Source organism: Streptomyces sp. 147326, from assembly GCF_045000215.1.
Classification (GTDB): Bacteria; Actinomycetota; Actinomycetes; order Streptomycetales; family Streptomycetaceae; genus Streptomyces.
This window is the reverse complement of the sequence record NZ_CP134201.1, coordinates 7,891,024-7,912,199: the sequence shown is the minus strand read 5'-3', so window position 1 is coordinate 7,912,199 and position 21,176 is coordinate 7,891,024. Positions and strand designations below refer to the sequence as shown.

Below are 21,176 nucleotides of genomic sequence, written 5' to 3'. Positions count from 1 at the left end.
CAGGATCCCCCATCAATATTTCGGTCGACAGCGAAATGTTGCGGTCGTAGGGTGGGTGCATGACGTTCCGCACGGGTCGCATCCCTCCCCACGTGCTCACGATCGGCGCCGTCTCCTTCACGGTGTTCGCCTGGGCCTCCGCCTTCGTCTCCATCCGCAGCGCGGGCGCCGCCTACTCCCCCGGGGCCCTGGCCCTCGGCAGGCTGCTCGCCGCCTCGCTCGTGCTCGGCGTCCTGCTCCTGGTCCGCCGCCAGGGGCTGCCGCCCCGCGAGGCCTGGCGCGGGATCCTGGTGTCCGGTCTGGTGTGGTTCGGCGGCTACACGGTCGCGCTGAACTGGGGTGAGCGTCTGGTCGACGCGGGGACGGCGTCCCTGCTGGTGAACACCGGGCCCATCCTCATGGCCCTCCTCGCGGCCCGCCTCCTCGGTGAGGCGCTGCCGCCGCGGCTGCTGGCGGGCATGGGCGTCTCCTTCGCCGGAGCGGTGGTCGTGGGTCTGTCCATGTCGTCCGGCGAGGGCGGGTCCACCTCGGTGCTCGGCGTCGTGCTCTGCCTGCTCGCGGCGGTGGCCTACGCGACCGGGGTCGTCGCGCAGAAGCCCGCCCTCTCCTACGGAACACCCCTGCAGATCACCGCCTTCAGCTGCCTGACGGGAACCGTGGCCTGCCTGCCCTTCGCGGGGCAACTGGCCGCGGAACTGCCGAACGCTCCGGTGTCGGCGACCCTGAACATGGTCTACCTGGGCGTCGTGCCCACCGCCCTGGCCTTCACCACCTGGACCTACGCCCTGGCGCGCATGCCCGCCGGCAAGCTGGGCGCGACGACCTACGCCGTCCCGGCCATCGTCGTCCTGCTGAGCTGGGCCCTCCTGGGCGAGGTCCCCGCATGGCTGACCCTGCTCGGCGGCGTGCTCTGCCTCGCCGGGGTCGCGGTGTCCCGGTACGGACCGCGCGCCCCGCGGACTCCCGGCCAGGACGGCCGGCTTCCCGCAGGCAGGCCGGAGCTGACCGGATCCCACGAAAGGAACTCCGCATGAGGATCCTCACGGTCGGTGCCGGCGCCGTCGGCGGCTTCTTCGGCGCCCGGCTCGCCGCGGCGGGCCAGGACGTCTCGTTCCTGGTCCGCCCGGCCCGGGCGAAGGCCCTCGCGGCACGCGGACTGCGCGTCGAAGGCCAGGGGGAGCGGCTCCGCCTGACGCCGAAGCTGGTGACGGCCGGGGCCCCGGGCGGCCCGTACGACGTGGTCCTGCTTTCCGTGAAGGCGACCGCCCTGCACGCTGCCCTGGCGGACGTCGAGCCCGCCGTGGGCCCGGACACCGCCGTCGTCCCCCTCCTCAACGGGGTCGCCCACCTCGACGCGCTCGTCGCGCGCCTCGGGGCCGCAGCCGCGCTCGGCGGGGTCGCGAAGGTGGTCACCACCCTGAGCGGGGACGGCGACATCCTCCGCATGGCTCCGCCCGCGGTCATCCTGACCGGTGAGATCGACGCCCGCCCCTCGGCCCGTGTGGACACGATCCGGAGCGTCCTGGCCGAGGCGGGCATCGACTCGCCGGAGACCGGGGACATCCTCGCCGCCATGTGGCACAAGTGGGTCTTCATCTCCACCCTGGTGGCCCTGACCTGCCTGATGCGCGGCACGGTCGGTGAGGTCAACGCCGTCCCGGGCGGCTCGGCCCTGGGCCGGTCCCTGCTCGCCGAGGCGGCGGCGGTGGCCGGGGCCGCCGGCCACCCTGTGCCGGAGGCCGAACTCGCCTTCACCACCTCGACCGTCACGGCCGCCGGCTCCCCCCTCACCCCGTCCCTTTACCGCGACCTCGTGGCCGGAGCGCCCACGGAGGCCGACCACGTCCTGACCGACCTCACCGTCCGCGCCCGCGCGTTGGGGGTGGCCACTCCGCTGCTGGACCTCGCCACCCTCCACCTGCGCGTCCACGAGCACCGCCTCGCCGCGGAACGCTCCTGAGGGCCAAGGGCGCCCTACCGGCCGGGGCGGGGTTCGGGCAGGATGACCCGGCGCACCGGAGGCCGCCCGCGGCGGTGGCCTCCGCCCGGCCCGACCGTGACCGGAGGTCCCCGTGACGTCGTACGACGCCCAGGCGCGGCGTGACGAGCTGTACCGCGACCCGTACCCGCTCTACGACCGCGCCCGCCGGGCCGAGGGGCTGACGTACGTGCCCGAGTTCGACGCCTGGCTGGTGGCGCGCGACCGGGACGTACGGGAGGTGCTGCTGCGCGCGGAGGACTTCTCCTCGGCCAACTCCCTGCTGCCGGACGTCGCGCTGTCGGAGGCGGCGCTCGGTGTCCTGCCCCGGGGGTTCGGCCCCCGGCCGACCGTCGTGTCCTCGGACGGAGCGGCCCACCGGCGGCACCGCGCGCCGCTGAACCGGGGGCTGTCCACCGGCCGGGTGGCGGCGCTGGTGCCGTACGCGCGCGCCTGTGCGCAGGAGCTGGTGGACGGCTTCGCGGCGGACGGGTCGGCGGAGCTGATGGAGGCGTACGCCCGGCGGCTGCCCGGGATGGTGGTCGGGCGGCTGATCGGGCTGGACCCGGCCAATGTGCCCGCGGCCGTGCACGGCGGATACCGGGCCGAGGAACTGCTGTTCCGGCCGCTGCCCCCGGAGGAGCAGGTGGCTGCCGCCGAGGACGTGGTGGCGCTGCAGCACCTGCTGGACGGGTACGTCCGCGACCGGCGCGCACGGCCCCGGGACGACATGTGCTCGGCCATGGTGGCCGCCCTCGCCCCCGGTGACGCCGAGCTCACCCTCGAACAGCGCCACGAACTGGTGACCAGCCTGCAGAACCTGCTGATCGCCGGATTCCTCACCACCAGCGCCCTCATCGGCACCACCCTGCTGCACCTGCTCGGTGACCGGCGGCAGTGGCGGATGCTCCGCGCCGATCCGTCGCTCGTCCCGGCGGCGGTGGAGGAGGCCGCCCGCCACGACACCGCCATTCAGGCCTTCCGGCGGACCACCACCGGGCCGGTGACCCTCGCCGGGACGAAACTTCCGGCGGGGGCCACCGTGCTGGTGGCCTTCGGTGCGGCCAACCGCGACGGAGAACGGTACGAGCGGCCCGACGTATTCGACGTCACACGGCCCGGGAACCGGCAGCACCTCGCCTTCGGGCACGGGCCGCACGGCTGCCCCGGTTCCCAGCTGGCGCGCGAGCAGCTGTGCCTGACGCTCGAACTCTTCACGCGCCGCCTGCCGGAGCTGCGGCTCGACGAGGACCGTCCGCGTCCGCGGATGCGGCCCACGCTGATCCACCGCTCGCCGCAGGACCTGTACGTCACCTGGTGACCGGGTGGCGCGGCGCCACGGCGCCATGGCGGACTCAGTCGTGCAGCAGCTCCGCGCGCAGGGCGCCCAGCGTGCGGGACAGCAGCCGGGAGACCTGCATCTGGGAGAGGCCGAGCTCCGCACCGATCTCCGCCTGCGTCAGCTCCTGGCCGAAGCGCAGCTGCAGGATGCGGGTGGAGCGTTCGTCCAGGTCGGCGAGCAGGGGCGCCAGGGCGTGCCGGTCCTCGACCGCCTCCAGGGCGGGGTCGGTGTCGCCCAGGGTCTCGGCGAGGCTGCGCGCGGCCAGTCCGGCCGCGGGCGCCTGCCCGCTGCCGGCGGTGGGCTGCTGGGGCGCGTCGAGGGACTGGGTGGAGTAACCGTTGGCCGCGACCAGGCCCTGGCGGACCTCGTCCTCGGTCAGGCCGAGGTGTGCGGCGAGTTCCGCCGGGGTGGGCGCGTGCTCCGACTCGGAGGTCAGCGCCTCCGTGGCCTTCGCCAGCTCCACGCGCAGCTCCTGCAGCCGGCGCGGCACCCGCACGGACCACGTGGTGTCCCGGAAGTGGCGCTTGATCTCGCCGGTGATGTACGGCATGGCGAGCGTGGCGAACTGCGTGTTGCGGTCGGGGTCGTAGCGGTCGATGGCCTTGATCAGGCCGATGATGCCGACCTGCACGACGTCCTCGTTCTCGGGGCCGCCCGGGCGGTCCCGGAAGGGGCGGGCGGCGAAGTGCACCAGTGAGATGTTCATCTCGATCAGCGTGTTGCGCACGTACTGGTACGCGCGGGTCCCCTCTTCGAGGCTCCGCAGCCGTTCGAAGAACACCCGGGTCAGCTGCCGGGCGTCGCCGGTCGGCAGGTCCCGCGGGCTGGGCACGTACGGCAGCCCGCTGAGGGCGGGGACGGACGCGACCCCGCCGGTGGAGGCAGGGGCCGTCGTCGGGGGCGTGGCCGGGGTCGTGGCCTCGGCTGTGGCCGTGGGGGTCATCGTCGTCGCTCCTTGGGCACAGGTGCTTGCGGCGCGTTGCGCGACTGCTCGGGTCATGCGGAAGTCCGCTTCCGCTCACCTGCACCCTGCCGGGGCCACGGACACACGTCAAGTTATACCGGAAAAACATTTCTGGATTTGATTTTCGCGAGTCGCCATTCCAAGATGTCCGCGTGGAGAACGAGCACGCCGGGTCCCGTCGGAACCACTGGACCTTCCTGACGAACCACGCCCGGGTCCTGATCGCGATCGCGCGCGACCCGGGCATCCGGCTGCGCGACCTCGCGGCGATCTGCGATCTCACCGAGCGCACCGTGCAGACGATCGTCACGGACCTGGAGGCGGACGGGTACCTCACCCGGACGCGGGACGGCCGGCGCAACCGCTACGCCATCGCCCCCGGCGCGCGTTTCCGCCACCCGGCCGAGGCCGGCCGGGAGATCGCCGGCCTGCTGGCCTACCTCGCCGGCCCGCTGAGCGCTCCGACGGCGCCTCCCGGTCAGGACAGAGCAGCGGGTGGGGCCTAGCGTGGCTGGTGGGGGGCAGTCACCCCGGGCACACGCCCACGGCAGGAGGGTCCGCCATGAGCACAGGCCACGAAACCGAAACCCCGCACGAGGACCGGGAGGCGGAAGCCTACGAGGTGGTCTTCGCGACCACGGACCAGCCCGGGGAGGACGTGGTCCGGATGACCCGCACCGACGCGGCGGGTCCCGGCGGCCACCCCGTCTACGAGGACGCCTCCGGCATCCTCCGGGCGGAGATCAGCAGCGGGGGCGAGGTCCGCGTACTGGCGACCGGAGGCGGCCAGGAGCCGGCCCGCGTACTGCGGGCCCGGGCGGTGGCCTGACACCCGCGCCGTGACGGACGGGGGCCCGGGCCGTCTAGCCGACCTGGATGCCGATCACGCACGTGTCGTCGTCGGTGTCGGACCGGCTCTCGACGAGGAGCCGGTCCAGCCGCCCGTCCAGATCCCCGGCGCCGGCGGCCGCCGCGGTCACCAGATGGCCGAGCGAGTCCTGGACCGAGGAGTCCCGCCGTTCCACCAGCCCGTCCGTGAACATCAGCAAGGTGTCGTCCGGTTCGAGCCGCACCTCCCGCTCGACGTACGTGACGTCGGGCAGCGCCCCCAGGAGCAGGCCCTCGATGAGCGGGAAGGCCTCGGCCTCACCCCCACGGACGAGTACGGGCGGCAGGTGCCCCGCGCGCGCCCAGCGCATCACCCTGGTGCTCGGGTCGAAGAGGCCGCAGACGGCGGTGGCCGTCACGTGCTTGGCCAGGTGGTGGGTGACCGTGTTGAGCCAGGACAGCAGCTGGGCGGGGCCCGCGCCCGTGACGGCGAGGCCGCGCAGGGCGTTGCGCAGCACGACCATGCCGGTGGCGGCCTCGATGCCGTGACCGGCGACGTCACCCACGGACAGCATGATCAGCCCGGAGGGCAGGACCACCGTGTCGTACCAGTCTCCGCCGACGAGCGACTCGGTCTCCGCCGGCCGGTAGCGGACGGCGACCCGCAGGCCCGGGGCCTCGATGGCGGGTGGCGTGGGGGGCATGATGGCGTGCTGGAGCTGGAGGGCCAGCCGGTTGCGTTCGGCGGACTCGGCCTCGGTGTGGGCGAGCTGGTCCCTGGTCGCGGCCAGCGCGACCTCGGTCCAGTGCTGGGCGGAGATGTCCTGGTAGGCGCCGCGCACGGCGTGCAGCCGCTGGTCCGCGTCGAGTACGGGCTCGGCGACGACCCGGATGTGGCGGGTGATCCCGTCGGACCTCTGGAGGCGGAAGTCGACGGAGGCGGGCCGGCGGTGGCGGAGCACCGCCCGCAGGAAGCGGTCGAGGGCGGCCGAGTCGTCCGGATGGGCGTGTCCGGGCAGTTCCCGCAGCCGTACGGGGGGTGCGGTGGCCGGGAGTCCGTGCAGGGCGTAGAGCTGCGCGTTCCAGGTGGTCTCCCCGGTGGCGAAGTTCTCCTCGAAACCGCCGATGCGGCCCAGGCGCTGGGCGTGCTGGAGGAGGTTGGCGAGCCGGGCCCTCTCGTCCTCGATCCGCCAGATCAGCAGGACGGCGGAGCCGTGACGGCTGACGCTGATGTCCGCGACCGTGGTCAGCGGGATCTGGTCGACGAGCGCGGTCAGGCTCATGCGTTCGGCCCTGAACGGCTCGCCCGTCGCGTGCACGCGCTCGATGATGTCGAACAGCCCGCTCTCGCCGGCGGCCATCGGATAGGCCTCCAGCAGCAGCGCACCGTTGACATCGCCGCGCGGCCGGCCCACCGGGTCGACGAACCGGCTGCCGGCGTGCCGGATCCGGAAGTCGCCGAGCCGGCCCTCGGCGTCGAGGACCGGAGTGAGCACCACGGCGGGGTCCTGCAGTCCCTCGGCGAGGTCGATGAGCTCCGCGACGTCCGGAAGCACCCCCTCGGTGGTCGTGACGTCGCGCGGGGGCGAGGCGTCCATGGTGCGGGCGCACAGCTCGGCGAGCGCCTCGACCTGGCGCTCGATCTGCGGCGGCTGCGGAGCCAGGGGCTGCGGCCAGCAGATTTCGAGGACGCCGTGGATCCGTCCGCCCGTCCCCGTCGGTACGGCCATCCGGCCGCCGTCGGGCCACTCGAGGTGCCCGATCGAGGGCAGTCCCTCGCGTTTGAGGCGCGGGAGGGTGACCAGTCGGCGCTCGCGCAGCGCGAGACGGGCGACGGTGGAGACGCCCGGCGGTACGTGACGCCAGCGGGCGGCCTCCCTGGGCGGGAAACCGGCGTGGCCGGCGAGGGCCAGCGACCCGTCGGGCACCGCGGTCCACACCGCGACGGCGACCGCTCCGAGAGGGCCCAGGGCGTTCGTCAGGAGCGACTCGGCCACCGCCTGGGTGTCGGCGTCGGCGGCCAGCATGCCGCTCTCGGCGGTACGCAGCCGGACCGACACCGTGGAGTGCCGCCCGGCCGGGTCGCCGGCCGTGCCGGTGCGCTCGACGAACGCGGCGGCGATCTCGCTGACGTGGTCGCGGGAGGCCTGGTTGACGATGTCGGCGGCGAGTTCGAGCGGGGACGTCCCGCTCTCGCGGCACAGCACGTCGAGCTGGCGTGCGGCCGCGGCCGGCGTGCAGTGGAACTGCCCGATCAGGATGCCCTTGGCCAGTTCTACCAGGGCCCGGCCGTCCGCGGCCGCCTGTGCCTCCAGGACCTCGCGGCGCAGGCGTTCGACGGTGGCGACGAGGCGTCCCATCGTGGTCGGTGCCTGGTGCGGGACGGTGCTCGCGGCCCGGTCGGCGACCGGCGCCGGCTGCGGGCGCGCGTCCTCGCGCCGCTGCGTGTCCCCGGTCATCGCGTGAGCCAGTACCGGACGCGGGCGATGAGGTCGTCGGCGTCCACCGGTTTGGTCACGTAGTCGCTGGCGCCCGCGGCGAGGCTCTTCTCCCGGTCGCCGGGCATCGCCTTGGCGGTGACCGCGATGATGGGCAGGCCCGCGTACGCCGGCATCCGGCGGATCTCGGCGGTGGCGGCGTAGCCGTCCAATTCGGGCATCATCACGTCCATCAGGATGAGGTCGACACCCGTGTGGTGCGTAAGGGCGTCGATGCCCTTGCGGCCGTCCTCGGCGTGGAGCACGCGCATGCCGTGCAGTTCCAGGACCCCGCTGAGGGCGAAGAGGTTGCGCGCGTCGTCGTCGACGACGAGGACGGTGCGTCCGGCCAGGTCGCCGTCGAGCACGTGGGCGGCCTGCCGGCGCTGCGTGTCGCCCTGGACGAGGGGGAGCACGTCCCCCGGCTGCTCGGCGGACAGGTGGAGGGCGATGCGCTCGCGCAACTCGTCCAGGCTGGACAGCAGTTCCACGTGGCGTGCCGCGGGCCGCTCCCGCACGGCCTCCTCCAGACCGGTCCTGACCCGGGGGTTGTTGTGGGCGAGCACGGGGAGCGAGGAGAGGGCCGGGTCTCCGTCGAGCGCGTCGAGGAAGCGCAGCGCTTCGCCGTCGGGCATGTCCAGTTCCAGGACGACGCAGTGGAAGGAGTCGGTCGCCAGGGCGGCGGCGGCCTCGCGCGAGCTGGTGGCGTTGACCACGTGGATGCCGCCGTGCTCCCCCGGCGTCTGATGGCCGGGGGTGAAGTCCCGGCCGGCGCTCTCGGCGACGAGGGAGAGCAGGCCGCCCGGCCGTTCCTCGATCACGAGCAGGCGGCGGGCCCGCCGCTGCGCCGGGAGCACGGGCGCGCCGCGACGGCCCGGAGCCGCCTGCCCGGACGCCTGCGCGGACGACGGCTCCGCGGGGGCGTCGGGACCGGGTGCGTCCTCGTAGTCCGCGCGGCTGACCGGCAGGTAGAGGGTGAAGGTGCTGCCCTGGCCGGGTGTGCTCTCCGCGGTGACGGCCCCGCCGAGGAGCTGGGCGATCTCACGGCTGATGGAGAGCCCGAGGCCGGTGCCTCCGTACTTGCGGCTGGTGGTGCCGTCGGCCTGCTGGAAGGCTCCGAAGACGGACTCCAGCTGCTGCGCGGGGATGCCGATGCCCGTGTCCCGTACCCGGAAGGCCAGCATGGGGCCGCGCCGGGGAAGCCCGGCGGGGACCTCGGAGGCCGTCGCCGGTTCGATCCGGAGCTCGACGCCGCCGCGCTCGGTGAACTTGACGGCGTTGGACAGCAGGTTGCGCAGGATCTGGCGCAGCCGCGAGTCGTCGGTGAGCAGGTCGTCGGGGGCGTCCGGGGCGGTGGTGACGGTGAAGTCGAGGCTCTTCTGCGTGGTCATCGGCCGGAAGGTGGCGTCGACGTACTCGAGCAGCTGGGGCAGGTCGACCCGCTCGGGGTTGATGTCCATCTTGCCGGCCTCGACCTTGGACAGGTCGAGGATGTCGTTGATCAGCTGGAGCAGGTCCGAGCCGGCCGAGTGGATGATGCCCGCGTACTCGACCTGCTTGGGGGTGAGGTTGCGGGCGGGGTTCTGGGCGAGCAACTGGGCGAGGATGAGCAGGCTGTTGAGCGGCGTGCGCAGCTCGTGGCTCATGTTGGCCAGGAAGTCGGACTTGTAGGTGGAGGCCAGCGACAACTGCTGTGCGCGGGTCTCCAGTTCCTGCCGGGCCTGCTCGATCTCCAGGTTCTTGGCCTCGATGTCGCTGTTCTGGCTGGCGAGGAGGGCGGCCTTCTCCTCCAGCTCGGCGTTGGAGCGCTGGAGTTCCTCCTGCTGGACCTGGAGTTCCTCCGAGCGGGCCTGGAGTTCGCCGGCCAGCCGCTGGGACTCGCCGAGGAGCTCGTCGGTCCGGGCGTTGGCGACGATCGTGTTGACGTTGGCGCCGATGGTCTCCATCAGCTGGGCCAGGAAGTCGCGGTGGACGGGGGTGAAGGCGCCGAAGGAGGCGAGTTCGATCACTCCGAGGACCTGGTCGTCCACCACGATCGGCAGGATGATCAGGCTGCCCGGAGCGGTGTGGCCGAGCCCGGAGGCGATGACGTAGCCACCGGGGACCTGGTCGGTGGCGATGATCCGGCGGCTGCGGGCCGCCTGGCCGACGAGGGACTCGCCGAGGGCGAACGCGACGCCCTCCTCGGCGGCCGCGGAACGGCCGTAGGAGCCGACGAGGGTGAGCACGGTGCCGCCGGCGCGGTCCTCGGCGAGGTAGAAGGCGCCGTACTGGGCGGCGACGAGGGGCGTCAGTTCGTCCATGACGAGTTCGGCGACGGCGGCGAGTCCCCGGTGGCCCTGCATCAGGCCGGAGATGCGGGCCAGGTTGGACTTGAGCCAGTCCTGCTCCTGGTTGGCCCGGGTGCTCTCGCGCAGCGAGCCGACCATGGAGTTGATGTTGTCCTTGAGTTCGGCGACCTCACCCGAGGCGTCGACCGTGATCGAGCGGGTCAGGTCGCCCTCGGCGACCGCGCTGGCGACCTCGGCGATGGCCCGGACCTGGCGGGTCAGGTTGCCGGCCAGTTCGTTGACGTTCTCCGTCAGGCGCTTCCAGGTCCCGGAGACGCCCTCGACCTCGGCCTGGCCGCCGAGCCGGCCCTCGCTGCCGACCTCGCGGGCGACCCGGGTGACCTCGGCGGCGAAGGCGGAGAGCTGGTCGACCATCGTGTTGATGGTCGTCTTCAGCTCCAGGATCTCCCCGCGGGCGTCCACGTCGATCTTCTTGGACAGATCGCCGTTGGCGACGGCCGTCGTGACGAGGGCGATGTTGCGGACCTGGCCGGTGAGGTTGTTCGCCATGGAGTTGACGTTGTCGGTGAGGTCCTTCCAGGTGCCCGCCACATGGGGAACGTGCGCCTGACCGCCGAGCCGGCCCTCGGTGCCCACCTCGCGGGCCACCCGCGTCACCTCGGCGGCGAACGCGGACAGGGTGTCGACCATCGTGTTGATGACCCCGGCCAGCGCGGCGACCTCGCCCTTCGCCTCGACCACGATCTTCTGCGAGAGGTCGCCGCGGGCGACGGCGGTGGCCACCTGGGCGATGGAGCGCACCTGACCGGTGAGGTTGGACGCCATGACGTTGACGTTGTCGGTCAGGTCCTTCCAGGTGCCGGAGACCCCCCGGACCGTGGCCTGGCCGCCCAGGTTGCCCTCGGTCCCGACGTCGCGGGCCACTCGCGTCACCTCGTCGGCGAACGCGGACAGCTGATCGACCATCGTGTTGATGGTCTCCTTCAGCTCCAGGATCTCCCCGCGCGCGTCCACCCGGATCTTCTGCGTCAGATCGCCCTGGGCCACGGCGGTGGTGACCTCGGCGATCGAGCGCACCTGGGCGGTCAGGTTGTCGGCCATGACGTTGACCGATTCCGTCAGGTCCTTCCACGTGCCGGAGACGCCCATGACGTCCGCCTGGCCGCCGAGCCGGCCCTCGGTGCCCACCTCGCGGGCCACCCGGGTGACCTCCCCGGCGAACCCGGAGAGCTGGTCGACCATCGTGTTGATGGTCTCCTTCAGCTCCAGGATCTCCCCGCGCGCCGTGACGTTGATCTTCTGCGAGAGGTCGCCCTTGGCCACGGCGGTCGCGACCTGGGCGATCGAGCGTACCTGCGCGGTGAGGTTTCCGGCCATGAAGTTGACCGAATCCGTGAGGTCCAGCCAGGCTCCCCCGACTCCCGGTACGTCGGCCTGGCCGCCCAGTGTCCCCTCGGTGCCCACCTCGCGGGCCACCCGTGTCACCTCGGAGGTGAACAGCGACAGCTGGTCGGCCATCCCGTTGAAGACGGTGGCGATCTCCCCGAGCAGCCCGTCCGCCGTATCGGGCAGCCGGGTGCGGAAGTCCCCGTCGCGTACGGCGGTCAGCCCGGCCAGCAGCTGGCGCAGCTCCGACTCGCCGATCCCGCCCTCGCCCGGAAGCGGTGGGACCCCGCTCAGTGAATCCGTGCCCGCCCGCTCGCCCATCCGTCAACCTCACTCTCGATAACAACCGCACCGGCACCCGGGACAGGACAGGCCCCTGGCATCGGGGCGCGCCGGAACGCCCGGCTCCGCCGGGATCCCCTACGCGCCCTGGCACCGGGTCGGGTGAAGGCTAACGCCACCGGAGGGACGGCGAGCCCCAGTCGATCACACCGGAGGCAGCACATCCGGCTCCGGGGCGCGCCGTCGGCGGCCGGCCCGTGCGGCCGCCGGCCCGCCGGCGCGGGTTCACGTCCCCAGGGCGTCCTCGACGCTCTCGTGCAGGGAGAGCACGGTATCGGCGCCGGTCACGGCGAACAGCCGTCGCAACTGCTCGCCGGGGGCGGCGATGCGCAGGGCCGTGAGGTGGTGCAGGCGCAGGAGCAGGTTCAGGAAGGAGGAGTCCCCGAAGGTGATGGCCCCGGCGTCCAGCACCACCAGCGGGTACCCGTCGGCGGCGGAGAGGAGAGCCTCCTCCAGAGGGGTCAGCGTGTCCTGGTCCAGCTCCCCGTGGGCCGTCACCACCCACCCGGCTGCTGCCGGGTAGCCGTCCCCGACCACACCATGCTGGTACGCGTCCCCTGTTCCGGTCATGTCCGCCTCCCCGGATCGCCACCTGTACGTCCTGCTCAAGGGAGTATGCCTGCTCGCTCGGCCGGCGTGGCCGCCCCCCGTCCACAGCGGCCCCCCTTCGGCCGCACGGCGCGACCCGCAGAAGAAAGCCATGCACCGAAGTGTGTAGAACCGCAAAGCCGGGGCAGAAGGGCCCCCGGCAGCCGTCAGTCAATCGGGAGGGAGCGGCCACCATGTCTCGCTCGTCCACCGCCATAGGCCCCATTCGTGCAACAGACGCGCAAGTCCCTGCTTGTGACCCTGGCACCGCGGGAGCGCCAACGCAGGACGAGGACCTGTTCCATGTGGAGAACGCCCGTGAGATGGCACCCGCCGACGCACGGGAACTGTCGCGGCTCTTCTTCGGGAGGCTGCGCACCCTGGAGGAGGGAACGCGCGAGTACCAGTACACGCGCAACACCCTGATCGAGATGAATCTCTCCCTCGTCCAGTTCGCCGCACGACGGTTCCGCTCCCGCGCGACCGGCGGCGGCATCGACATGGACGACATCATCCAGGTGGGGATCATCGGCCTCATCAAGGCCATCGACCGCTACGACCTGGAGCGCGAGGTCGAGTTCTCCACCCTCGCCCTCCCCTACATCACCGGTGAGATCAAGCGCTACTTCCGCGACACCACCTGGGCCGTGCACGTCCCCCGGCGCCTGCAGGAACTGCGCATGGAACTCGCCAAGGCCCAGGAGAACCTGACCGACGTCCTGGGCAGGGCGCCGACGGTCAAGGAGGTCGCCCAGCACCTGAAGCTGTCCGAGGACGAGGTCATCGACGGGCTGGTGGCCGCGAACGGCTACACCAGTGGTTCCCTCGACACCGCCGGCGCGGACGGCGACGCGCAGTCCACGACGGGCCCGGCGACCCGGCCGCTGGCGGAACGCCTCGGCGAGGTCGACCCCGCCATGGAGCTCTTCGAGGAGTTCCACACCCTCGCGCCGCTGCTGGAGCAACTGGACGAACGCGACCGGCGCATCCTGCAGATGCGCTTCGGCGATGAGAAGACCCAGGCCGAGATCGGCGCCGAGCTGGGCGTCTCGCAGATGCAGGTCTCCCGCATCCTGTCCCGGACCCTGGCCCGCCTGCGCGCCGGCATGCTCACGGGGTAGGCCCGGGCCATGACCTCCCTGCCGACGGGTGCGGGCGCGGGAACGGGCGCGACCACGCCGCTGACGGCCCTGCCCATGCAGGACCGTCCCGGCGCGCGCCTGAGCGGCAGCTGCGACCTCGACACCCGGCACGCCCTGTCGGCGGCGCTCGGCGTCGTGACCGGGATACCCGGCGCCGTCGTCCATCTCGATCTCTCCGCCGTGGCCTTTCTCGACACGGCCGCGGTCGCCGCCCTCGTGCAGGCGTCGGCCGCCCTCAAGGGGGAGGGGCGGCGCCTGCTGCTCCACGACCCGCCATACTCGCTGCGCAAGGTAGTGGAGATGTTCCCGGACGAATGCGCCGCGCTGGAGGTCGCAGCATGATCACTGTTCCTGCGCCCGCCGAGTCCGGGGCCTTCGTCCACCCCGCCCTCTTCTACCGGGACCTCGGCGAGTACCTCGCCGGGGTGGGCGGTTTCGTACGGGCCGCCCTGTCGGCCGACGAACCGGTCCTGGTCGCCGTGCCGGGCCCGCACCTGGACGCCCTGCGCGAGAGCCTCGGCACGAGCGGGACCGGCATCACCTGGACCGACATGACGGAGCTGGGCCGCAATCCCGGCCGCATCCTGGCCTCCCTGCAGGACTTCGCCGACCGGCACGCGGGGCGGGCGGCCCGGATCGTCGGCGAGCCGATCTGGCCCGGCCGCTCCCCCGCCGAGGTGCTGGAGGCCACCCGCCACGAGGCCCTCATCAACACGGCCTTCGCCGGCCGGCCGGCCACCATCCTGTGCCCGTACGACGTGCGGGGGCTGGCGCCCGCGGTGGTGACCGATGCCCGGCGCACGCACCCCACGCTGATCGAGGGGGGCCGGGACCTGGCGAGCCCGGCCTACACCGACGCCGCCGGGGTCTCCGCGGACTGTGATCTCCCCCTTCCCGAGCACGACGGCGAGGTGTCCCGGCTCGCGTACTCCCACGGCGGGCTGGCCGAGGTGCGCGAGCACGCCGAGAACTGGGCACGCGCCACGGCCCTGTCGCCGGCGCGGCGGGGCGACCTCGTCCTGGCCATCAGCGAGGCGGCGGCCAACTCCCTCTCCCACGGTGGCGGGAAGGGCACCCTCCGGCTGTGGGCCACCGCCGGCCCCGGAGCGGGAGTCGTCGCCGAGATCCACGACGGCGGCCGCCTCGCCGACCCGCTGGCCGGGCGCCGCCGCCCTTCCCTGGCGTCGGCCCGGGGAGGCCGCGGACTGTGGATGATCCACCAGCTCTGCGATCTGGTCGAGGTCCGCGCCACGGAGAGAGGTCTCACGCTGCGCCTCCACATGGCAACGCCCTGAGAGCGGCGGTCCCCTAGACTGTCCGGGCAGGTGCCGAGAGCAAAGACCAGCGTCGACGTGGGGGTGAAAGACCACAGTGGAGACCATCGGTCCGGAAACGGGCGATCCGGTGAGTGCCGCCACTCCCGTCGGGGGGCAGCGACGTCGGCTCGCCCTGACGGGCGTCCGCGGCTCCGTGGCCAAGGGCCGCGACTTCACGCGCCAGGCCCTGCGGGACTGGGGCTGGGACGGGACCGAGACCGCCGAGGACACCCTCCTCGTCGTGTCCGAGCTGCTGACCAACGCGTCGCTGCACGCGGGCGGCTGTCACGAGCTCGTGCTCAGGGGCGGGGAGGCCCTGCGCATCGAGGTGTACGACGGCACGACCACGCTGCCCTACCCCCACCCGGCCCCACAGCGCGGTCTCCCGGGGGGCCACGGTCTGCACATCGTGGAGCGTCTGTCCGATCGCTGGGGCGCGCGCACGCACGATCACGGGAAGGCCGTCTGGGCCGAGATCGAGGCCGCCCGGCTGGTGTCCGGCAGGCCCACGGGGCGCTGACCGCCGGTCGCACCCGACCGGACCGATCGCGCGCCTTCGCGCCCTGTGCCCGGGGCGTCGACCGGGCCGCCGCGGGCAAACGCGCGGCATGACCTCATCTCAGCTCACCACCCTGTCCCTGACCCCGGCACCCGGGCCCGCCTGGGTGCACCTGCTCGTCATCGCCTTCGCACTGATCGTCCTCGTCCACACCCTCGCCCGGCACCGGTAGCAGGTGCGGCACCGGTGGTTCCGGCGCCGGATACGCGGATCCGTGCTGGAGCCGCGTCCACGGGGTATCCGCGGAGCATGGAAACCTCTTCGGCTCGGCCGGGCGGCTCGCGGCGCCCGTGGTGGGGGCGGATCGCCGTCGGCCTGGCGGTGGTCGTGGTGCTGACCGTGCTCGTGGGGCGCTTCAGCCTGGTTCCGGGGTTCGGCGGCCTCTTCGGCGAGGACACACGGGACCGCTCCGGTCCCGCGCTCCTCAAGTCGATGCAGGACATGCACCGTTACGAGGCGGCCGTCGGCAACTTCCAGGTGGTCGTGGACCTGGAGAAGGACGCGGCACTGCTGCCCGACGCGATCCGTGGGACCCGCACCCTGTACGTGGGCGCCGGCACCGTCAGCGGCTACGTCGACCTGGGCGCGCTGGGCGAGCGGAACGTCACCGTGAACGGCGACCGCACGAAGGCCTCGATCCGGCTGCCGCACGCGGTGCTCGGCACGGCGGCCCTCGACCCGGAGCGTTCGTACGCGGTGTCGAAACAGCGGGGCCTGCTGGACCGGATCGGAGATCTGTTCTCCGACAACCCGGCCGGCGAACAGGCCGTGCAGAAGCTCGCCGCGCAGCACATCAACGAAGCGGCCCGCGACAGCGGCCTCGTCGAGCGCGCCGAGCAGAACACCACGTCGATGCTGGAGGGGTTGCTGCGTTCCCTGGGCTTCCGCGAGGTGACCGTCGCGTACGGCTGAATCGTGGGCCGGCCGCGGCGTGTTCCGCTCCGGGCCGGGTAGCCGCGCCCCAAGACGTCCTGACGGACGACCCGCACCACGAGGTGCGGGCTGCCGACGACACGGAGAGGGGTGCACATGTCGCACGTCGAGGAGTACGTCGAGGTCAACGTCCCCGTACGCACGGCCTACAACCAGTGGACGCAGTTCGAGGAGTTCCCCGCCTTCATGGAGGGGGTCGAACGCGTCGACCAGCGCACGGACACGCTCACCCACTGGGTGACGAACGTGAACGGTGTGCAGCGCGAGTTCGACGCACAGATCACCGAGCAGCTCCCGGACCGGCGCGTCGCGTGGATGACGGTCGACGGGGAGGCCCGCCAGGCCGGGCTGGTCGTCTTCCAGCCGATCGACGCGACCACCACCAAGATCGTCCTGCACATGAACTGGGTGCCCGACGGTCTGGCCGAGACGGCCGCCGACAAGCTCGGCTTCGTCAAGCGTCAGGTGATGGGCGATCTGAAGCGGTTCAAGCTGTTCATCGAGTCGCGCGGGGTCGCGACGGGCGCGTGGCGCGGCGAGGTCTGATCCCGGTCGGCGGGGCGGGCAGGGGCGCGGGCGGGGCGGTACGCGCCCGGTCTTCAAGGGGGTTACCCGCCTAAGGCGAACAAAATCCCCTGGCATCTCGGCCAAGTTGTCCGTACGCCCCTGAACGCCCCCCGCAGTGACGTTCCATCACCCCTGTACGGGGGCACCCGTGGTGCCGTTGGTTCGTCTACCGAGGAGAGCACAGATGACGAAGGTCCTCGTCCTGCACAGCGTCAGCCTGGTCAGGTCGGCACTGGCCGCCCTGCTGAGATCGGAAGGGCGCTTCGAGGTCACGTCGGCGGGCTGGCGGACCGCGGTGCGCCAGGCCGAGTCCTTACGACCAGACGTGACGGTCGTCGACCTCGACTGTCCGGGGACCACGGCCGTCCTGGCCGACGGGGGACGCGCGGACCGCCAGGTCCTCGCGTCCCCGTCCTCGGTCCTGGTCCTCGCGTCGACGGGCGCGCCCGGTTCGCTGCACCGGGCCTTCCGGGCCGAGGCCCTCGGCTACGTCGACAAGGACGGCTCGCCGGGACGGCTCGTACGGGCCGTCCGGAAGGTCGCCGCGGGGGAACGGTTCATAGACGCCTCGCTGGCCTCCGCCTTCATGGAGGCCGACCCCGTGCCCCTGAGCCCGCGGGAACTCAGCGTGCTGGCGCGGGCCGCGGAGGGCGATTCCATCGCCGAGATCGCCCGCACGCTGCATCTGGCGAGCGGGACGGTACGCAACTACCTGGCCGCGGCGACCCGCAAGACCGGCGCGCGCAATCTCATCGACGCGATCCGGATCTCCCGGCGGGCCGGCTGGGTCTGATCCACGGCCGCCGGGGACGGGCGCGGCAGGGCAGGGCGGCCCGGCGGCGGCAGCCGCGTCACCCGTCCGTCCCGTTCCACTTCCCCACCAGATCGCGGTACAGGGGCGACCTGTCCGGGAGTTCCGCGTGCGTTCCGCACACGGCTTGGGTCCCGTCGAGGACGAGGACCCGGTCGGCGCGGGCCGCGGACGAGACCCGGTGGGCCACGACGACGAGGGTGCCGGGACGGTCCGCGAGGGCCCGTTCGGCACGCTCCTCGGTACGCGGGTCCAGGTGGCAGGTGGCCTCGTCGAGCAGCAGCAGCGGGGCCGGCGAAAGGTAGGCGGCGGCGAGCGCGAGGTGCTGGCACTCCCCCCGGGACAGCCGCCGGGGGGACACCTCGGCGTCCAGCCCGCCCAGCCGCTCCACCAGCCCTTCCAGCCCCAGGACGTGGACGGCGCGCCGCACCCGGGCGTCCCCGGGCCCGGGGACGCCCGGGTGCGGGGACAGGTGGGTCAGGTTCTCCCGCACGGTGCCGGTGAACACGTAGGCCTGCTGTGGCAGCAGGGTCCGCCGCGGGTCCGGTCCCGTGGCGGCCGGATCCCGGCGGGCGGCCGCGCCGGCGACGAGGACCGCCCCGGCGTCGGGTGACAGCATCCCGGCGAGCAGTGCGGTGAGCGTCGACTTGCCGATGCCGCTCGGCCCGACCACGGCGAGGTGCTCCCCCGGCCGCACCACCAGGTCGAGGTCGTCGAGTACGGGAGCCGCGCCGGGGCCGTACGCGAAGGTGGCGCCCCGGAGCTCGGCCGCAGCCGCGGTGGCGGTGGCGGTCCGCCGGCCGACGGGCTCCTGCGGGTCCGCCGCGCGGTGGCCGCCCTGGCCCCCCGGCGGCGGATCGCAGAACCGTTCGAGGACCACCACCAGGCGGGTACCGGCGGAACCCAGCGCCGTCATCAGCGAGTTGAGGGCGGGCAGCAGCGCCTGCACGACGTACGTGAGGCCGCCGGCCAGCGTCCCGGCGGTGATCCCGTACCCGAGCAGCCAGGGGGTCGCGGCGAGCAGGGCGATCACCGGCAGCCGGCCGGCCGTGGCCAGGGCCAGGGTGCGCACGGCCGCCCAGCGCGCGAGCGTCCGCGCCAGCCGCTCCTGAGCGGCGATCAGCGGCTCCACCCGGGCCCGCGCCGCCTCCTGCCCGCCGCAGGCGACGATGTCCCGCAGGCCCTCTCCCAGGGCCCCCACCCGGTCCGCCAGCGCCTCGTCGGTGTCCAGGGACCGGCGTTGCGCGGCCGCCATGGGACGGAGCGTGGCCAGGAAGGCGGCCACGCCCAGCAGCAGCGGGGGCAGCACGACCAGCAGCAGCACCGGAGCCAGGGCCGCCATGCCCGCGAGGACGCCCACGGCGGTGAACACGAACGAACGCACCGTCAGGACCAGTCCCGCGAAGGAGTCCCGGGCCATTTCCGTCTGCTGGGTGAGCCGGGACACCGCGCCCGTGTCGGGAGCGCGCACGGGGTCGGCGACGGCCCGGTCCAGGGCCTGCCGCACCGCACGGCGCACCAGGCCGTCCCGCAGCGGCTCCACCAGGTCCGCGAGTCCGGCGAACACACCGCGCAGCGCGAACCCGCCGAGCAGGGCTCCGGCTCCGGCCGCGGCCAGCCAGGCGAGACCTGTGCCGGTGCGGCCGGCGAGGAAGCCGTCGTCGAGGGCGCGGGCCACGCCGTAGCCGCCGAGGAACGTGTGCGCGGACTCGACGAGCGACCATGCCGCGAGCCGTCCCACGGCGCGCTTGCGGCCGCGCAGGAACCGCCGGCCCTCGGGCGCCACCCGGCTCCAGGCCTCACCCTCGGTCACCGCGCCGCCTCCGTCGCGGCCTCTGTCGCCGTTTCCGTCGCCGTTTCCCCTTCCGCGCCGGCCGTCCCGTCGGCGGCGAACACCGCCCGGTAGGCGGGTTCGTGCCGCCACAGCTCGCCGTGGGTGCCCACCGCCCGCGTCCGCCCGTCCTCCAGCCACACGACGAGGTCGGCGCGGACGGCGGACGAGAGGCGGTGCGCGACCACGATCCGGGTGCCGGGCCGGATCCGGTGGGCGAGGGCCCGCTCGACCTCACGGGCCGTGACGGTGTCGAGGCTGGAGGTGGCGTCGTCCAGCACGAGGAGCCGGCCCGCGTGGCAGAACGCCCTGGCCAGCCCCAGGCGTTGGACCTCACCGCCGGACATCGGGGCGTCGGCGAGGCGCGTGCCGTACCCGTGGGGCAGGCGCCGTACGAACGGGTCGGCGCCCGCGGCGCGGGCCGCGACGCGGAGCGCTTCCGGGCCCGGGGCCGGACCGGCGCCGAACCCGATCGCGTCGCCGACCGTGTCCCCGAAGAGCACGGGCCGGTCGAAGGCGTGCCCGACCTCGCGGCGCAGCGCCCCCGCGGTCACCTCCCGCAGGGGAACCCCGTCGAGGAGCACCTCGCCCGCGTCGGGGTCGGTGAGCCGGCCGGCCACGGCCGCGAACAGCGTCTTGCCGGCGCCGGACCTGCCCACCACCGCGACCGTGGAGCCTCCGGGGACCACCAGGCTGATGTCGTGCAGGACCGTCGAACCTCCGCGCACGACCCGGACCCCGCGCAGTTCCAGGGTGCCGGGGCCGTCCGCCGGCAGTTCCGCCCGGCCGTGGTCGAGTGCGGGCAGCTCCAGGAGTGCGGCCGTGCGCCGGGCGGCGGCCCGGCCGCGGACCACCGCCGCCAGCCCGCCGGTCACGGCGCCGACACCGGCCGCGAGGCCGGCGTACCGCAGGGCGGCGAGGAGGTCCCCGACCCCGATGGCCCCGGCCGACAGGCGGATGCCGCCGACGGCGAGGACCGCGTACAGGAGCATCGGCATGAGGGCCGCGGAGCGGGCCGTCGTGCCGCCGAAGACCTGCCACATGCGCCTGCCCTCGCTGCCGAGTTCGGGCAACCGCGCGAGGATCCGCGCGCGTTCGCGGTCCGCGGTACCGGCTGCGGCGATCGTGCGCGCCCCCGCCAGTGCCTCGACGAGCCGGCCGGCGGTCGCGAGCTGGACCTGCTGGTAGCGGGCGATGCTGGTACGGGTGTCGCGGGTGAAGGCCCGCAGCAGGAGCACCAGCAGCGGAACGCCCGTGAGGAAGGCGAGCGCCGTCCACACGTCGATGAGGAGGAGTGCGACCACCGCGCCGACCGGCGGCAGCAGTGCCGCGAGGGCGTGTGCGACGGCGGCCGGGACCTTCCCGGCCTCGGTGGCGTGTGCGGTCAGCCGCGCTGCGGTCTCGCCGGGCGCGTGGCGGGCCGCGTGGTGCGGGGCCGTCCGCAGGAGCCCGGCGAGCCCGAGCCTGCGCAGCCGGGCGGTGGAACGGCCGTCCACCTCGCCGGTCAGCCGTGCGGCGACGGCATCCAGGGCCACTTCGGCCGCGATGACCGCGGCGCACCACAGCGTCCAGACGGGGCCCGACGGGTCTCGGCGGAGCAGCAGGTCGAGGGTGTGGCCGAGGACGGCGGGTTCGGCGAGTGCCGCCACGGCGGCCGCCACCGCGCATCCGAGGACGGCGGCGGTGCGCCCGCCACTGTGCCGGGCCGCTGCCACGAGCGCCCGGTCGGCGCTGCGGCCCACGGCCGGCTCCTGCGCCGTGTCGAGCGCCTCGTCAGGGGGGCTCATCGGCGAATGCCTCCAGGAATGGGGTGCGGGCCCG

General features: G+C 73.6%; 19 protein-coding genes. 13 read left to right on the top strand and 6 right to left on the bottom strand.

Translation table 11 applies throughout. The annotated features are described in order from the left end of the window. The first annotated feature begins 59 nt into the window (after positions 1–59). The 3 genes from RIU97_RS36360 (at position 60) to RIU97_RS36350 (ending at position 3,299) form a co-directional block, all read left to right on the top strand. The gene (locus RIU97_RS36360) at positions 60–1,034 is read left to right on the top strand and encodes a DMT family transporter (RefSeq protein ID WP_404961738.1); all 975 of its coding nucleotides are present in this window, start codon (positions 60–62) and stop codon (positions 1,032–1,034) included. Continuing rightward, entirely contained in the window at positions 1,031–1,960 is a 930-nt protein-coding gene (locus RIU97_RS36355; protein WP_404961737.1) for a 2-dehydropantoate 2-reductase, read from the top strand. Before RIU97_RS36360 ends, RIU97_RS36355 begins: the two co-directional genes overlap by 4 nt. Before the next feature lie 112 nt (positions 1,961–2,072). Next, positions 2,073–3,299 carry a cytochrome P450 gene (locus RIU97_RS36350; RefSeq protein WP_404961736.1) on the top strand — a complete coding sequence of 409 codons (1,227 nt, stop codon included), beginning with the start codon at positions 2,073–2,075 and terminating at the stop codon, positions 3,297–3,299. 34 nt (positions 3,300–3,333) lie between these two features. Here the strand turns inward: RIU97_RS36350 and RIU97_RS36345 are convergent, their stop codons facing one another. Then, the gene (locus RIU97_RS36345) at positions 3,334–4,263 is read right to left on the bottom strand and encodes a SigB/SigF/SigG family RNA polymerase sigma factor (protein ID WP_404961735.1); all 930 of its coding nucleotides are present in this window, start codon (positions 4,261–4,263) and stop codon (positions 3,334–3,336) included. Positions 4,264–4,436: 173 nt separating this feature from the next. Between RIU97_RS36345 and RIU97_RS36340 the strand changes: the two genes are divergently transcribed. Further along, a complete protein-coding gene (locus tag RIU97_RS36340) occupies positions 4,437–4,790 on the top strand; it encodes a helix-turn-helix transcriptional regulator (protein WP_404961734.1) in 354 nt (117 codons plus the stop codon). A gap of 56 nt (positions 4,791–4,846) precedes the next feature. After that, positions 4,847–5,113, top strand: coding sequence for a DUF6296 family protein (locus RIU97_RS36335; RefSeq protein WP_404961733.1), 267 nt, complete (start codon positions 4,847–4,849; stop codon positions 5,111–5,113). 34 nt (positions 5,114–5,147) lie between these two features. Here the strand turns inward: RIU97_RS36335 and RIU97_RS36330 are convergent, their stop codons facing one another. The 3 genes from RIU97_RS36330 to RIU97_RS36320 all read right to left on the bottom strand — a co-directional run bounded on the left by RIU97_RS36330 (position 5,148) and on the right by RIU97_RS36320 (position 12,178). Then, on the bottom strand, positions 5,148–7,571 hold the full coding sequence (locus RIU97_RS36330) for a SpoIIE family protein phosphatase (RefSeq protein WP_404961732.1): 2,424 nt from the start codon (positions 7,569–7,571) through the stop codon (positions 5,148–5,150). Further along, on the bottom strand, positions 7,568–11,587 hold the full coding sequence (locus RIU97_RS36325) for a HAMP domain-containing protein (RefSeq protein ID WP_404961731.1): 4,020 nt from the start codon (positions 11,585–11,587) through the stop codon (positions 7,568–7,570). Before RIU97_RS36325 ends, RIU97_RS36330 begins: the two co-directional genes overlap by 4 nt. Before the next feature lie 246 nt (positions 11,588–11,833). Continuing rightward, entirely contained in the window at positions 11,834–12,178 is a 345-nt protein-coding gene (locus RIU97_RS36320) for an STAS domain-containing protein (protein ID WP_404961730.1), read from the bottom strand. A gap of 212 nt (positions 12,179–12,390) precedes the next feature. Between RIU97_RS36320 and RIU97_RS36315 the strand changes: the two genes are divergently transcribed. The 8 genes from RIU97_RS36315 to RIU97_RS36280 all read left to right on the top strand — a co-directional run bounded on the left by RIU97_RS36315 (position 12,391) and on the right by RIU97_RS36280 (position 17,506). Beyond that, positions 12,391–13,317 carry a SigB/SigF/SigG family RNA polymerase sigma factor gene (locus tag RIU97_RS36315; protein ID WP_404961729.1) on the top strand — a complete coding sequence of 309 codons (927 nt, stop codon included), beginning with the start codon at positions 12,391–12,393 and terminating at the stop codon, positions 13,315–13,317. 9 nt (positions 13,318–13,326) lie between these two features. Further along, positions 13,327–13,680, top strand: a complete 354-nt coding sequence (locus RIU97_RS36310; protein ID WP_404961728.1) for an STAS domain-containing protein — start codon at positions 13,327–13,329, stop codon at positions 13,678–13,680. Continuing rightward, positions 13,677–14,633 carry an anti-sigma factor RsbA family regulatory protein gene (locus tag RIU97_RS36305; RefSeq protein WP_404961727.1) on the top strand — a complete coding sequence of 319 codons (957 nt, stop codon included), beginning with the start codon at positions 13,677–13,679 and terminating at the stop codon, positions 14,631–14,633. The genes RIU97_RS36310 and RIU97_RS36305 overlap by 4 nt, the downstream gene beginning before the upstream one ends. Before the next feature lie 76 nt (positions 14,634–14,709). Beyond that, positions 14,710–15,174 carry an ATP-binding protein gene (locus tag RIU97_RS36300; RefSeq protein ID WP_404961726.1) on the top strand — a complete coding sequence of 155 codons (465 nt, stop codon included), beginning with the start codon at positions 14,710–14,712 and terminating at the stop codon, positions 15,172–15,174. 88 nt (positions 15,175–15,262) lie between these two features. Next, a complete protein-coding gene (locus RIU97_RS36295; protein ID WP_404961725.1) occupies positions 15,263–15,385 on the top strand; it encodes a hypothetical protein in 123 nt (40 codons plus the stop codon). 77 nt (positions 15,386–15,462) lie between these two features. Then, positions 15,463–16,125 (top strand): DUF4230 domain-containing protein, encoded by a 663-nt coding sequence (locus RIU97_RS36290; protein WP_404961724.1) that lies wholly within the window; start codon positions 15,463–15,465, stop codon positions 16,123–16,125. A gap of 117 nt (positions 16,126–16,242) precedes the next feature. Further along, the gene (locus RIU97_RS36285) at positions 16,243–16,692 is read left to right on the top strand and encodes an SRPBCC family protein (protein WP_404961723.1); all 450 of its coding nucleotides are present in this window, start codon (positions 16,243–16,245) and stop codon (positions 16,690–16,692) included. A 205-nt stretch (positions 16,693–16,897) separates the two neighbouring features. Further along, positions 16,898–17,506, top strand: coding sequence for a LuxR C-terminal-related transcriptional regulator (locus tag RIU97_RS36280; protein ID WP_404961722.1), 609 nt, complete (start codon positions 16,898–16,900; stop codon positions 17,504–17,506). A 58-nt stretch (positions 17,507–17,564) separates the two neighbouring features. Here RIU97_RS36280 and RIU97_RS36275 read toward each other — a convergent pair whose 3' ends face one another. Together RIU97_RS36275 and RIU97_RS36270 are read right to left on the bottom strand one after the other, a co-directional pair. Further along, complete coding sequence (locus RIU97_RS36275; protein ID WP_404961721.1) at positions 17,565–19,337, bottom strand: ATP-binding cassette domain-containing protein; 1,773 nt, start codon at positions 19,335–19,337, stop codon at positions 17,565–17,567. After that, positions 19,334–21,142, bottom strand: a complete 1,809-nt coding sequence (locus RIU97_RS36270; RefSeq protein ID WP_404961720.1) for an ABC transporter ATP-binding protein — start codon at positions 21,140–21,142, stop codon at positions 19,334–19,336. The genes RIU97_RS36275 and RIU97_RS36270 overlap by 4 nt, the downstream gene beginning before the upstream one ends. Positions 21,143–21,176: the final 34 nt, after the last annotated feature.